Source organism: Cellulomonas sp. WB94 (genome assembly GCF_003115775.1).
GTDB lineage: Bacteria > Actinomycetota > Actinomycetes > Actinomycetales > Cellulomonadaceae > Cellulomonas_A.
Map to the genome: position 1 here is coordinate 1,412,081 of NZ_QEES01000002.1, position 13,803 is coordinate 1,425,883.

Consider the following 13,803-nt stretch of genomic DNA (forward strand, 5'->3'; position numbering starts at 1 on the left):
ACGACCTTCATCCGCACTTGACACCAGGCTAGGCCCGGATTTCGCGGCATGCCAGGGGTATCCCGGGGCCGAGGGCCCGGTGAGAACCCTGAGAGCCACCTGAGCATCTCAGGGTGATACCAGGGGCATAACCGATCGCCCGGCCGTCCGGCACGGGTCCACGATGGTCGCGGTCCCACACCCCACAGAGACGATCGGATGCCAACGCATGAACTCGCCGAGCAGCACAGCGACCACCACGGCCACCCTCGCGCCACCGACGGCCGGCGGCGCCGCACCCATCGCCTACGCGCGCGCCCTGCGCAAGACCTACGGCGCGGGCGACACCGCCGTGCATGCGCTCGCCGGGATCGACGTGGACTTCGCCCGCGGCGAGCTGACGGCCATCATGGGCCCGTCCGGTTCGGGCAAGTCGACGCTCATGCACTGCATGGCCGGCCTCGACCGGGCGACGTCCGGGTCCGTCGTGGTCGACGGCGCCGAGGTGAGCGCGATGAACGAGCGCCACCTGACGAAGCTGCGCCGCACGCGCCTCGGCTTCATCTTCCAGGCCTACAACCTCGTGCCGGCGCTGACCGCGCTGGAGAACATCACCCTGCCCCTCGACATCGCCCGCCTGCCGGTCGACCGCGCGTACCTCGACGAGGTCGTGGCGGCGGTCGGCCTCGGGGACCGGCTACGGCACCGTCCGAGCGAGCTCTCCGGCGGTCAGCAGCAGCGCGTGGCGTGCGCCCGGGCGCTCGTGTCCCGGCCCGCCGTGGTGTTCGCGGACGAGCCCACCGGCAACCTGGACTCGATGTCGGCCGGCGAGGTGCTCGGCTTCCTGCGGCGTTCGGTCGACGAGCTCGACCAGACCGTCGTCATGGTCACCCACGACCCGCGCGCCGCGTCGTTCGCGCACCGCGTGCTGTTCCTCGCCGACGGCCTCCTCGTCGGCGAGCTCACCGACCCGACGCAGGCCTCGGTGCTCGACGCCCTGCGTGCCCTCGGCGCGCACGAGGCCGGTCACTGATGGGCACGGTGGCGCTGCGCGGCATCCGCGCACATCTCGTCCGCTTCCTGCTCTCGCTGCTCGCGGTCGCTCTCGGGGTGTCGTTCGTCGCGGGGACGTTCTCGCTGCGGACCATGCTCTCGTCGACGTTCACGGGCATCGTCAACAGCTCGATGGTCGGCGACGCCTACGTCCGCGGCTCCGAGCTCTCGGCCCGGGGCGCGGACTACCAGTCCGACGCCCACAGCCCGATCCCCATGTCGCTCGCGCAGGACCTGACCCGCGTCGATGGCGTCGACCGTGTCATCCCCACCGTCCAGGGCCCCGTCGTGCTGGTCGGGGCGGACGGCACCGCGGTCACGAGCACGCAGGCACCGTCGTTCGCGACGGCGCTCTTCCCCGGCGACCCGACGGCTGAGGTCCTGCAGGGCCGGCTGCCCGCTGCGCCGACCGAGATCGCGCTCGAGACCGCCACCCTGCGGTACTCCCACCTGTACGTCGGCGACTCCACGACGATCGTGCTCGGCGGCCAGGTCACCGAGGTCGACATCGTCGGCGAGATCTCGCTCGGCAGCCCGATGGCCGGCGCGACGATCGTCGTGGTCGACCCGGCCACGGCGATCGCGACCTTCGCGCCGACCGGCCTGGTCCCCGATCTCGCGGTGTACGCCAAGGACGGGGTCTCCCAGGCGCAGCTGGTCAAGAGCCTCGACGCCGCACTGCCCACGCAGGCCGAGGCGGTCACCGGTGACGCCATCCGCGCGGAGGCGAAGTCGACCATCGAGAAGGCCCTCGGGTTCGTCTCGACGTTCCTGCTGGTCTTCGCCGGGATCTCGCTGTTCGTCGGCGCGTTCATCATCGCCAACACGTTCACGATGTCGGTCCGCGAGCGCATGCGGGAGTTCGCGCTGCTGCGTGCCATCGGGGCTTCTCCGTCGCAGGTGTTCGCGTCGATCCTGCTCCAGGCCGCCGCGATCGGCGTCGTCGGCTCCGCACTCGGTGTCGCGGGCGGGCTGGGCCTCGTCTCGGCGCTCCGCCTGCTCTTCGAGCGGATGGGCATGACCTTGTCGGGCAGCATCCCGCTCGACGCCTCGACGATCCTCGTCTCGATCGGCATCGGGACGCTGGTCAGCCTGCTCGCGGCCCTCGTGCCGGCCCGGCGCGCGGCCCTGGTGCCGCCCGTCGAGGCGATGCGCGACGACGTCGTCGACCAGGAGCGCTCGCTCCGGATCCGGTCGATCGCCGGCTGGGCGCTCGTCGCGCTCGGCGTCGCGGGGGTGCTCGTCGCCGTCGTGCGACCCCAGGCCGACCGGGCGGGGACGTTCCTCGGGCTCGGTGCGGCCGCCGCCGTGCTCGGCATGCTGACGCTCGCACCGGTCATCGCCCGGTTCATCGTGTCGGGTCTCGCGGTGCCGTTCGTGGCCCTGGTCCGTCCCGTCGGGCGGCTGGCGCGCGGCAACGTGACCCGCAACCCGCGGCGCACCGCGAGCACGGCGGGCGCGCTGATGATCGGCATGGCGCTCGTGGGGGCCGCGTCGGTCCTCGCGGCCACCACGCAGGCGTCGACCCGCGAGATCGTCGCGGCCGACATGCACGCTGACTTCATCCTGCAGTCGGCGACCGGCTCGATCCCGCCCGACGCGCTCGACGCGCTGCGGGGCCTCGACTCGGTCGCGAAGGTCGACACCTTCGACATCGGTTCGGCCGTCGTCACCCGTGCCGGCACGACCGCCGTGTCCGGGACCGCCTCGGACGCGCCGACGACGCTGGTCGGGATGGACTTCTCAGCCTTCGGGTCGACGATCGAGGTCGACGAGATCGACGGGACCATGGCGTCGGTCGGCACGGACGGTGTCGCGGTGCTCCGCAGCGAGGCCAAGGCCCACGACTGGAAGGTGGGCGACCAGGTCACCCTGACGAGCGACCTCGGCACCCGGTCCGCGACGGTCCGCGCCGTGTTCGTCTCCGCGGTGGTCGACGCCCCGATGGTCGTGTCGAAGACGCTGTACGACCAGCTCGTGCCCGCCGACCAGTCCCTCGTGAAGACGGCGCTCGTGACCGACTCCGCGGGGACGACCCCGGGCACGGCGCGGTCCGACATCGTCACGGTCGTCAAGCCGTACGTCGTGATCTCGGTGCTCGACTCGGCCGAGTTCGCCTCGAGCCTCGCGAAGCAGGTCGACCAGATCCTGGTCATCCTCTACGCGCTGCTCGGCCTGTCGATCGTCATCGCGGTCCTCGGCATCGTCAACACGCTCGCGCTGTCGGTGATCGAGCGGACGCGGGAGATCGGGCTGCTGCGCGCGGTCGGGCTCGGGCGGTCGCAGCTCGCGGGGACGGTCGTCATCGAGTCCGTGCTCACGGCGGTGTTCGGGACGGTCGTCGGGGTCGGGGTGGGGGTCGCCCTCGCGGCGGCCATGCCCACGGTGTTCTCCGACGTCGGCCTCACGACCCTCGCGATCCCGTGGGCGAGCCTCGGGTGGATGCTCGTGCTCGCCGTGGTGGTGGGCGTCCTGGCTGCCGTCTGGCCCGCCATCCGGGCCGCACGGCTCCCGGTGCTCGACGCAATCAGCTACGAGTAGCCGCGTCGGCGGGTGAACCGGGCGAAGCCTGCGCACGTGTCGTAGGCATGACCGTTCACAGAAGTTCGCTCGGTCTGGCGCTGGCCGCGATCGTCCTCGCGGTCAGCGCCGGATGCTCGAGCTCGAACCCGGTGGCGGCGCCGGCGGTCTCGTCGGCGCCCTCACAGTCCGCGGCAGCTTCGGGGCCCACGATCACGATCGCGTCGTTCAAGTTCTCCGAGCTGACCGTCACCGCGGGTGCCGAGGTCACCGTCAAGAACCAGGACTCGGCCGCCCACACCGTCAAGGTCAAGGGCACCGACGTGGACGTGAACGTTCCTGGCGGCGGGCAGGCGACCTTCACGGCACCCGCGAAGGCCGGGACGTACGACCTGACCTGCGACTTCCACAGCTCGATGCACGGGACGTTGACCGTCACGGGCTGAGTCGGCCGGCACGGGCAGGTTGCTCGGGCGACGTCCGGGGCGCGATCCCCGCCGCGAGCGCCGCCAGGGCGATGGACACGGCGAAGCCGCCGACGAACGACTGCGGCGTCACCGGGCCGCCCAGCGCGGCGAACAGCGAGCCGACCAGGGCCAGCACGAGCGCGACCCCGACGGCGTCCATCAGCTGCAGCGCCGCGCTGTTGACGCCCTGCTCGTGCGGCGCAGACAGCCGCAGCAGGAGCACCGACAGGGTCGGGAACGCGGCACCCATCCCCAGCCCCGCGACGGCCCATCCGACGAACCCGACCGCGACCGGTGTCCCGTCGAGAGCGAGCAGGCCGGCCAGCACGACGCCGACGCCGATCACGATCGCGCCGAACCGGACCCAGCCCGCGTCGGACACACCGCCGAGGCTCCGCCCGCGCGCCCATGACCCGGTCGACCAGGTGAGCGCACCGAACGTGAGGACGGCACCCGCGCCCGCGGGGCTGAGCCCGTGGTGGGTCTGGAGGAGCAGCGGCAGGAAGACCTCGGCGCCGAAGAAGGCCGCGGACAGGATCCCGCGCAGCACGATGACGCTCGGCAGACCCCGGGCCGCCCGCAGCGTCCCGGCCGGCAGCAGGCGCGGGAGCGCGACGGCGGTCGCGACGACGCCCGCCGTCAGCCACCCGAGCTCGGCTGCGCCGTGCGACTGCCCACCTCGGTGCAGCGCCAGCACGCCGGCCGCCGTGAGCACGGCGAGGCCCACCCCGCGGCGCCCCGCCCGCGCCGGTGCGGGCTCCGGCCTCCCGACGACGGGCTCGCCACGCACCCCGACGAGCGCGGGCCACAGCGCCAGGACGGCCGGGACCGCGAGCGCCGGGACCCCGAGGAACACCCACCTCCAGCCGGCATGCTCGACGACGAGCCCCGCCAGGTACGGACCGATGATGCCCGGGATGACCCAGGCCGCCGCGAACGCCGCGAACACGCGCGGCTGGAGGTGCTCGGGGTAGACCCGCGCGACGATGACGTACAGGACGACGCTGTACAGCCCGGTCCCGACGCCCTGGACGATCCGCCCGCCGACGAGGACGAGCATCGACGGCGCGAGTCCCGCGACGACGAGGCCGACGACGAACAGCGTGACGCCCACGATCAGCGGCGCCACCGGCCCACGGCGGTCGGACCAGAACCCGGCGAGGGTGAGCCCGATGACGCTCGTCGCGACAGGTCCGGCGAAAGCCATCGCATACAGGGCGATGCCACCCAGGTCCGCCACGACGCTCGGCATCGCGGTCGACACCGCCAACGCCTCGAACGCGCCGAGCGCCACGAGCGCCACCAGGCCGACGGTCGCGACCCGGTACTCGGCGGCGAACGGTCCGTGACCGGCGCGAGGCGACCCGGGCAGGGCGCCGCTCATCGCGCTCTCCCTGTCGTCAACGGCTGCCCTCTCGTCGGGTCCGGCACGGATCGTGCGGACAGCACCGAACCGCTGCGGGGTCGGCGCACCGTTCGCCATACTGTGCGCAACCACCCACCTCGCGCCACTAGGACCCACGTGACCGTCTTCATGATCCTCGGGGGCCTCGGCCTCGTGCTCCTGCTGCTGTCACTCGTGGTCGGTGAGGTGTTCGAGGAGATCGGCTTCGGCGACGGCGGCCTCTCCGGCTCGTCCATCGGGATCGGCGCCGTCGTGTTCGGCGCGAGCGGCGTGATCGCACTCTCGAACGGTCTTGGCACCGGCTGGGCCTACGGCATCGCCATCGCGTTCGCTGTGGTCGCAGCGGGCGTCGCCCAGGCGGTCATCACGCGGCTCGCGCGCAGCGAGGACCCGCCACCGCCGCCGCTCGAGGGTGCGTTCGGTGTCGCGACAGCGACCACCGGACCGGAGGGCGGTGAGGTCCGGCTCGAGGGCGTGCGCGATCTCGAGAACCGCCTGGCCTGGTCGGACGAGCGGATCGAGGCCGGCACCCGGGTCGTCGTCCTCGCGGTGTCCGGCTCACGTGTCCACGTCCGGCGCGCCTGAGCACTCGCACGGCTGAACGACTGCCCGTCCCAAGCTCACCCAGCACACCCCGCACACCGACGAAAGGGGCCCCGGGTCACCCGGGATCACCATGAACGAGCTCCTCGACAACAGCGCCGCAGTCCTCGCGGTCGCTGCCCTGATCATCGCGTTCGTCGCGGTGATCGCCCTGATCACCAAGCGCATCAAGCGTGTCCCGCCGAACGAGGCGCTGATCATCGTCGGTCGCGGCGCGGGCAAGTCCACCGCGGCCGACGCGGGCCAGCGAGTCGTCGTCGGCGGGCGCGTCTTCGTGTGGCCAGTCCTCCAGCAGGGCTTCCCGATCTCGCTCGAGCAGCGCCAGATCGGGATCACCGTCGAGGGCGTCGACCGCAACCGCATCAAGCTCGCCATCAAGGCCTCGATCAACTTCAAGGTCCGCGGCGACGAGGAGGGTGTCCGCCGTGCAGCCCAGCGCTTCCTGTCGCAGCAGGCCACGCTGAACGACGTCATCAACCAGTCCCTCGAGGGCTCGCTGCGCGCCATCATCGGCGACATGACGATCGAGCAGATCATCTCCGACCGGAAGTCGCTGCAGGACGCGGTCGTCGCCTCGACCAAGACCGACCTCGCGGAGCAGGGCCTCCAGGTCGACCTGCTCAACATCTCCGACATCTCGACCCCCGGCTCGGACTACCTCGCGAACCTGGGACGCGCCGAGGCGGCTCGTGCCCGTCAGGTCGCCGAGGTCAAGGAGGCCGAGGCCCAGCAGATCTCCGAGTTCGCGAAGATCCAGGCCATGGAGCAGATCGCCCAGCGTCAGCGCGACCTGTCCCTCAAGCAGGCCGGCATCAAGGCCGAGACGGACCGGGCCAACGCCGAGGCCGACGCGGCCGGCCAGCTCGCGCGTGCCGAGCAGGACAAGCTCGTCGCCACGCTGCAGCGCGACGCCCTCTCGGAGCAGGCGAAGGTCACCGAGGAGCAGCTCGACATCGACGTGCGCAAGCCGGCCGAGGCCGCCGCGTACGCGGCCGTCCAGCAGGCCAACGCCGAGCGGGACGCGGCGAACGCCGCCACGGAGGCGGACGCGTTCAAGCGCACCCGCATCGCCGAGGCGAACAAGATCGCCGCGGTCCAGGATGCCGAGGCTGCGGCCACGGCCACGATCCAGGCCGGCAACGCCGAGCGTGACCGTCAGATCGCCGAGGCGCAGGCCATCGAGGCGCTCGGTCTCGCTCGCGCCGCCGCCGCCCGGGCCGAGGGCATCGCAGCCGCCGACGCCACCCGCGCGCAGGCCGAGGCCCTGCACGAGCAGGGTGCGGCGGTGCTCGCGCAGCAGATCATCGCCCTGATGCCCGAGATCGTCCGGGCCGCAGCGGAGCCGATCGGCGCGATCGACCGGCTCACGGTCGTCTCGACCGACGGCGCCTCGGCCATCACGAAGACCGTCAGCCAGGTGCTCGCGGAGGGCCAGGAGGTCATCAAGTCCCTGACGGGCCTCGACCTGACGAGCCTCGTGAGCGGTGCGACCGGCGGTGCGGTGTCCGGACTGGTCCAGAGCGCCCGGTCAGCGGACGGCTCTGCGAGCTGAGTCGTGGCCCGCACCACCGCGCGACCGGGGCTCGCTCGGTCGGGCGGTGGTGCGGGCGCCGTCGTGCGCGGGCCGTCGTGCGGGCGCAGCGAGCGGCTCAGCTCTGCGAGCGCATGACGAGGAACAGCCCCATGAACAGCGTCCCGAGCGTCCCGGTGATGATCGCGAAGACCGCCCGACCACGGCCGTGGCCACCCGTGCGCGCCTTGAGGATCGCCCAGATGCCGAGCCAGATCGCCACCGGTCCGAGCACCCAGATGCCGAGCGACAGCAGCCCGACGTAGCCGGCGGTGATCGACTGCCACGAGCGGCCGACCGGCAGCATCCAGTGCACCGCGTCCGACGGACCGGACGTTGCCATGGACCCCTTCTGCGCCGGCCACTGCGGCATCTGCCCCTGCTGACCTGGCCACGGCTGCGCACCCTCGACGCCCAGGCCGGGGTGATGCTGGGCGTAGGGGGACCCCTGGACAGATGCCCCCTGCGGAGCGGCGCCGTATGCCGCTGCCGCAGGGGCCGGTGGCGCGACCGGCACGGGCGCCACCCAGACCGGGCGCGTGTGCTCGGACCAGTCGGTGCCGTCGAACCAGCGCTCCACGCCCGGCGTCACGCCGTCGTCGTACCAACCACCAGTCATGGAAATGCCATCGGCAGCCCGGCATCCGGGCTTGAACAGCTGACGCAACCGCTAGACCGCGGTGTACCCGCCGTCGACCAGGTGGTAGCTGCCCGTGATGAACGACGCCTCGTCGGACAGGAGGAAGCACACGAGGTGCGAGACCTCCTCGGGGCGTCCGAGACGACCGAGCGAGTGCTTGGTCTTGAGGATCTCGAGGATGTCGTCGGTCAGGTTGGCGGTGAGCAGCGGCGTCATGATGTAGCCCGGCCCGACGCAGTTGATGCGCAGCCCGACGGCCCCGTACTCCGCTGCCGCGTTCTTGGTGATGCCGACGACGCCGTGCTTGGCGGCGGTGTAGGCGCCGTTGCCCGGTGCGGCGACCATGCCGTGGATCGACGCCATGTTGACGATCGCGCAGCCGGCTCCCGACGCGAGCATCGCGGGGATCTGGTAGCGCATCCCGTAGAGCACGCCGCTGAGGTTGATGGCGATCACCTTGTCCCACGCGGCGAGGTCCGTCTCGCCCGCGGGCGCCGCCGGGCCGCCGATGCCGGCGTTGTTGACCGCGAGGTGCAGCGCGCCGTAGGTGTCGACGGCGTACTTCACGACCTTCGCCGAGTCGTCCGGGATGGCGGTGTCCGCCTCGATCTCGCTCGCGGTGCCACCCGCGGAGACGATCTCGTCGACCACGCGCTGTGCTCCCGGGAGGTTGATGTCGCTCACCACGACGCTGGCGCCTTTGGCCGCCAGCTCCTTGCTGATCGCCTCACCGAGGCCGGATCCCCCACCGGTGACGATCGCGACCTTGCCCTCGAAAACCGACATCGTTGTCGCTCCTCTCTTGGCGTTCTCCCTGCCTGACCAACGTAGACCGGTTTGTCGCGTGCGATGATGGAGCGTGGTCACGATGCCCATCTCCGGCCTGGCCCTCTGGCGTGGTGGGCTGCTGGCCGTGCCCGTCATGGCAGCGCTGCTGGTCGCGTGCAGCCCCCCCATGGACGGCGGCCCCGCCGCTCCCACCGCGTCGTCGACGGCGCCGAGCACCACGTTGACACCTGGCGTGTCGATGGCAGCGAGCACGGCTCCGACGGTCGCCGTCACGACGCCGACGGGTGTCACCAAGGTGCTGACGATCGTGCTGGAGAACCACGGCGTGCCCGCGGTGACTGCCGCCATGCCCGAGCTGATGAAGCTCGCCACGACGTACGGACGCACGTCGCACTACAGCGCGACGACCCATCCGTCGCTGCCCAACTACCTGGACATGGCCGGTGGATCGACCTTCGGGGTGACGGACGACGAGGCGCCGGCGGTGCATCCTGTCGCGGGGCCGTCGGTGTTTGACCTGGCGCTCACGACCGGCCACATCGCGCGGACCTACGCCGAGGCGATGGCGACAACCTGCGCGCTCGAGACCTCAGGCCGGTACGCCGTCAAGCACAACCCGTGGGCCTACTTCAGTGACGCCGCGTCCCGCAGCGCCTGCCAGGTCGCCGACGTGCCTCTGGGCGACCTGACGTCCGGTGCCCTGCACGACGACATCGCGGCCGGCACACTGCCGAACATTGCGTACGTCGTCCCCGACCTGTGCAACGACGCGCACGACTGCCCGCTCGCGACGGCCGACTCCTGGGTCAGCGGCTGGGTGTCGCAGGTGCTCGAAGGACCCGACTGGCAGGCGGGGCGGTTGGCCGTCGTCGTCACGTTCGACGAGGCGGAGAAGACCGGGGAGAACATCGTGCTCACCGTCGTGGTCGCGCCCGGCCTGCACGGTGCCGTGGCCGACGGAGCTCTCACGCACCAGTCCTGGACCCGGTGGATGAGCGACCTCGTCGGCGCGACCGCTCCCGGCAACGCCGGCAGCGCGCCGTCGCTGGGCGCCGCGTTCGGCCTCTGAGGCCTACCTGGGAAGACTCGGGCCCGCTCAGGAGGCCTCGTCGGCTCAGGCTCGGCCCCACGGTCAGCCGTCCGCGGCGGCCCGCTGGGCTCGTCCCACGAGCGAGTGCCGGTAGGAGTAGCCGCCGTAGATCGCCATGCCGACGACCAGCCACGCCGCGAACCGCAGCCACGTCAGGGTCGTGAGGTTCACCATGAGCCACAGGCACGCGACGCCCGCGAGGATCGGGAGCGTCGGCGACCACGGCACCTGGAACCCGCGCGGCAGGTCGGGCCGCGTGCGGCGCAGGATCGGCACCCCGAAGCTGACCAGCACGAACGCCGACAAGGTGCCGATGTTGATCATCTCCTCGAGGACCTCGACCCGTGACAGGCCGGCGATCATGGCGACCACCACGCCGGCGCCGATCTGCAGTCGCACGGGGGTGTGGAAGCGTCCGGAGGTCCGGGAGAACGATCGCGGGAGCAGCCCGTCGCGGCTCATCGCGAACACGACGCGCGTCAGGCCGAGCAGCAGCACCATGAGCACCGAGGTGAGCCCGACGAGGATGCCGACGGAGATGATCTTGCCCGCCCAGTCGGCCCCGACGAGGACGAAGGCTGTCGTGAGCGACGGCGACCCGGAGGCCGCGAGCGCGGTGTACGGAACCATGCCCGTGACGACGACCGTGACGAGGATGTAGAGCACGGTCACGATGGCGAGTCCCGCGAAGATGCCGCGCGGGATGGTGCGCTGCGGGTTGATCGTCTCCTCGGCGGTCGTCGCGACGACGTCGAAGCCGATGAAGGCGAAGAACACCAGCGCGGCGCCGGACAGGATCCCGAAGATGCCGTAGCTCGACGGTGCGGCCCCGGACAGGAAGCTGAGCAGCGACTGCTGCAGCGCGGAGGTCCCCACGGGTGCGGGCTGCGACGGCGGCACGAACGGCGAGTAGTTCGCGCTGTCGACGTAGAAGAACCCGGCCACGACGACGAACAGGGTGATGGCCACCTTGATGATCGTGAACACGCTGTTCACGCGGCTGCTCAGCCGGGTGCCGATGGCCAGCAGCGTCGTGAACACGGCGACGATCACAACGGGTCCCCAGGCCACGTCGACGCCCGCCACCGTGAGCGTCGCGGCCAACGTCGAGCCGAACAGCGCGACCGCGTCCGACAGGTAGACGCCCCAGAACTTCGCGATGACCGCGGCGGCGAGGAGCATCTCGAGGATGAGGTCCCAGCCGATGATCCACGCGACGAGCTCGCCCATGGTCGAGTAGGAGTACGTGTAGGCCGACCCCGCCACGGGGATCGTCGAGGCGAACTCCGCGTAGCACATGATCGCGAGCCCGCACACGACGGCCGCGATGACGAACGAGACGATGACCGACGGCCCGGCGTAGTTCGCGGCGGCGGTCGCACCGACCGAGAAGATCCCGGCGCCGACCGCCACGGCGACGCCCATCACGGCCAGGTCCCAGGCGGTCAGGCTGCGGGTGAGATGCCTGTCCGGGTCGTCGACCGACGCCAGCGACGCCTCGACGGACTTGCGTCGCAGCAGGTCGGCCCGCGGCTTCAGTGTCGGCGGGTTGGACGTGACCATGCGTGTGCTCCTCGTGTGCTCGATGCGACCGCTCGGCGGTCCTCCCGAGAATGGCGCATGACGCCGGTGTGGGTCGAAGGTGACCACCCACCGAGCGGCGGGAGCCGTCCCGGAGCCGGTGTCAGGAGGCGAGCCTGAGCCCGACGGCGTAGGCCCTCGGACCTGCCCAACGCGGCGGCCCACACCGCTTCCAGGACTCCGGCGATCACCAGGACGAACCACGACACGACAGACGACCTCCACCGGCCGTCTTGTCGCTCATCGGCGACATCCCGTCCTCCTGCGGCACGCTACCTTCGAGGCGTGGGGGTCCCCGATGAAGACTGATGAGCCGCGCCAGGTCAAACCCTCGCCGTCTCCGGCAGCGCCGGTTCGACTGATCGCCTTCGAGCAGCGGGCACTGCGCCGGGCGGTGCTGACGGTTCTGCTGATCGTCACGCTGTGGATGATCGCGCTGTGGGTGTTCCAGTCGATCAGCCACTTCCTGTTCCTCCTCCTGCTCTCGTGGCTGTTCGCGATGGCCATGGAACCGGCCATCAACTGGCTGACCGGGCGGGGATGGAGGCGCGGCCTGGCCACGGCGCTCGTGGGCGGCTTGGTGGTTCTCGGGGTCGTCGGGCTCGGCGCGATGTTCGGCAGCCTGTTCTTCAACCAGCTCGCCTCGCTCGTCCAGTCGCTGCCGGACGTGGTCACCCATGCCATCTCCTGGGCCAACAGCACGTTCAATCTGGCGCTGGATCCCACGACCGTGACGAGCAACCTCAACGTGACTCCGTCGCAGGTCGGGTCGGTGGCCACCAACTTGGCCGGCGGCGTCCTCGGCGTCGTCACGTCCCTGCTCGCGGCCGTCCTCAACGTCGTCACCTTCCTCGTCTTCGCGCTCTATCTGGCCGCTGACGGACCGCGCGTGCGCACGACGATCGGTTCGTGGCTCCCCCCGGCGCGCCAGGACGTCTTCGTCACGGTCTGGGACATCGCCCAGGCCAAGACCGGCGGCTACGTCGTCTCCAAGGTCGTGCTCGCGGGGCTGTCGTCGGTGTTCTACGCGGCGTTCTTCTACCTCGTGGGAGTGCCCTCATGGCTGCCGCTCGCCGTGCTGGTGGGCCTGATGGCGCAGTTCGTGCCCGTGGTCGGCACTTACGTCGGGATCCTCATCCCGATCCTGTTCGTCGTCTTCTCGTCACCGATCACGGCTGTGTGGATCGTCGTCTTCGCCACGATCTACCAGCAGATCGAGACGTACGTGTTCACCCCGCGGGTCAGCCGAAGGACGATGGACGTCAACCCGGGCATCGCCCTGGCCTCCGTCTTCATCGGTGCTGCCCTGTGGGGCGCTATCGGCGCGCTGATCGGGATCCCGATGGCCGCCGCCATCGTCGCCGTGCTCGACACGTACGGACACCGGCACGAGCTGGTACCAGCACTGGCAGCGATGGACGAGTCCGACGAGGACGAGTCGGGTGCCGACGAGTCCAGAGACGCCGTCGAGGTGAACGGACCCGAGGACGCTCCGACCCCCGCCGCGAGCTGAGCTCGAGGGCCGACGCACGAAGAGCCGGAGACCTGAGGTCTCCGGCTCTTCGTCGTGGTCGGGGGGTACCCGACCCACTGTGGGGTCTCGGGACAACTCCGTGACCTGCAACAGGGCGAACGTGCAGGTCAGGCTTGGTACAGCCTTCCGTCGGCGCTAGGTACACGGGATCTTTGTTCCATGCGTACGCCCGGGTTGCATGGGGCGATCAGTGGATGTCCACTAGGCGGTGTGGCCCGCAAGATCTCACGGCCCGAGCCGACGCTGCCTGCCGGCTGTCTGCAGCTCATCGCCATCGAGACTCTGGTGCGACCAAGCGACGAGGTCACGTCGGATCTGTGCTTCAGTGACCTGCCAGACGACGCCGGACACATGAGTGAACCGATCTTCCCATGTGTGCTCCGCGGCTTGCGAATGACTCCGCCTGGCTACGTCCTGGACGTCCTCGCCGGGAGCGACTTCACCGCGCCGATGCCGGACTCGGTACAAGGCATCACCGTTTTCGACCTCCGGAGCCCGCTCGCGACGTGAGTGATCAGACAGACCCCTTGTCGACTCACGTGAAGCGAGTAGAAGACCGTCAACAACCCCCG

At 70.9% G+C, this 13,803-nt stretch carries 12 protein-coding genes; 8 read left to right on the forward strand and 4 right to left on the reverse strand.

Going from position 1 to position 13,803, the window contains the following annotated elements:
* Positions 1-208: 208 nt before the first annotated feature.
* The 3 genes from DDP54_RS07645 to DDP54_RS07655 are packed head-to-tail and all read left to right on the forward strand — an operon-like array spanning position 209 to position 3,998.
* A complete protein-coding gene (locus DDP54_RS07645) occupies positions 209-1,012 on the forward strand; it encodes an ABC transporter ATP-binding protein (protein ID WP_109131240.1) in 804 nt (267 codons plus the stop codon).
* Positions 1,012-3,573: an FtsX-like permease family protein gene (locus DDP54_RS07650; protein ID WP_109131241.1), complete on the forward strand. Its 2,562-nt coding sequence runs from the start codon at positions 1,012-1,014 to the stop codon at positions 3,571-3,573. Before DDP54_RS07645 ends, DDP54_RS07650 begins: the two co-directional genes overlap by 1 nt.
* 47 nt (positions 3,574-3,620) lie before the next feature.
* Positions 3,621-3,998, forward strand: a complete 378-nt coding sequence (locus DDP54_RS07655; RefSeq protein ID WP_109131242.1) for a cupredoxin domain-containing protein — start codon at positions 3,621-3,623, stop codon at positions 3,996-3,998.
* Here DDP54_RS07655 and DDP54_RS07660 read toward each other — a convergent pair.
* On the reverse strand, positions 3,988-5,403 hold the full coding sequence (locus tag DDP54_RS07660; protein WP_197711338.1) for an MFS transporter: 1,416 nt from the start codon (positions 5,401-5,403) through the stop codon (positions 3,988-3,990). The genes DDP54_RS07655 and DDP54_RS07660 overlap by 11 nt on opposite strands.
* Positions 5,404-5,541: 138 nt before the next feature.
* Between DDP54_RS07660 and DDP54_RS07665 the strand changes: the two genes are divergently transcribed.
* Positions 5,542-6,009 carry an NfeD family protein gene (locus DDP54_RS07665; protein WP_109131243.1) on the forward strand — a complete coding sequence of 156 codons (468 nt, stop codon included), beginning with the start codon at positions 5,542-5,544 and terminating at the stop codon, positions 6,007-6,009.
* Positions 6,010-6,100: 91 nt separating this feature from the next.
* Positions 6,101-7,579 (forward strand): flotillin family protein, encoded by a 1,479-nt coding sequence (locus DDP54_RS07670; protein ID WP_109131244.1) that lies wholly within the window; start codon positions 6,101-6,103, stop codon positions 7,577-7,579.
* 97 nt (positions 7,580-7,676) lie between these two features.
* On the opposite strand, the gene DDP54_RS18375 is transcribed toward DDP54_RS07670, so the two are convergent.
* Both DDP54_RS18375 and DDP54_RS07680 read right to left on the reverse strand, forming a co-directional pair.
* Positions 7,677-8,216 (reverse strand): DUF2510 domain-containing protein, encoded by a 540-nt coding sequence (locus tag DDP54_RS18375; protein WP_277949586.1) that lies wholly within the window; start codon positions 8,214-8,216, stop codon positions 7,677-7,679.
* 51 nt (positions 8,217-8,267) lie between these two features.
* Positions 8,268-9,023: a glucose 1-dehydrogenase gene (locus DDP54_RS07680; protein WP_109131245.1), complete on the reverse strand. Its 756-nt coding sequence runs from the start codon at positions 9,021-9,023 to the stop codon at positions 8,268-8,270.
* Between the two features lie 82 nt (positions 9,024-9,105).
* On the opposite strand from DDP54_RS07680, the gene DDP54_RS07685 reads away from it, so the two are divergent.
* A complete protein-coding gene (locus tag DDP54_RS07685; RefSeq protein WP_242448446.1) occupies positions 9,106-10,095 on the forward strand; it encodes an alkaline phosphatase family protein in 990 nt (329 codons plus the stop codon).
* 63 nt (positions 10,096-10,158) lie between these two features.
* On the opposite strand, the gene DDP54_RS07690 is transcribed toward DDP54_RS07685, so the two are convergent.
* Complete coding sequence (locus DDP54_RS07690) at positions 10,159-11,679, reverse strand: amino acid permease (protein ID WP_109131246.1); 1,521 nt, start codon at positions 11,677-11,679, stop codon at positions 10,159-10,161.
* A 316-nt stretch (positions 11,680-11,995) separates the two neighbouring features.
* On the opposite strand from DDP54_RS07690, the gene DDP54_RS07700 reads away from it, so the two are divergent.
* Both DDP54_RS07700 and DDP54_RS07705 read left to right on the forward strand, forming a co-directional pair.
* Complete coding sequence (locus DDP54_RS07700; protein ID WP_109131247.1) at positions 11,996-13,210, forward strand: AI-2E family transporter; 1,215 nt, start codon at positions 11,996-11,998, stop codon at positions 13,208-13,210.
* 231 nt (positions 13,211-13,441) lie between these two features.
* Entirely contained in the window at positions 13,442-13,741 is a 300-nt protein-coding gene (locus DDP54_RS07705) for a hypothetical protein (protein WP_109131248.1), read from the forward strand.
* Positions 13,742-13,803 lie beyond the last annotated feature (62 nt).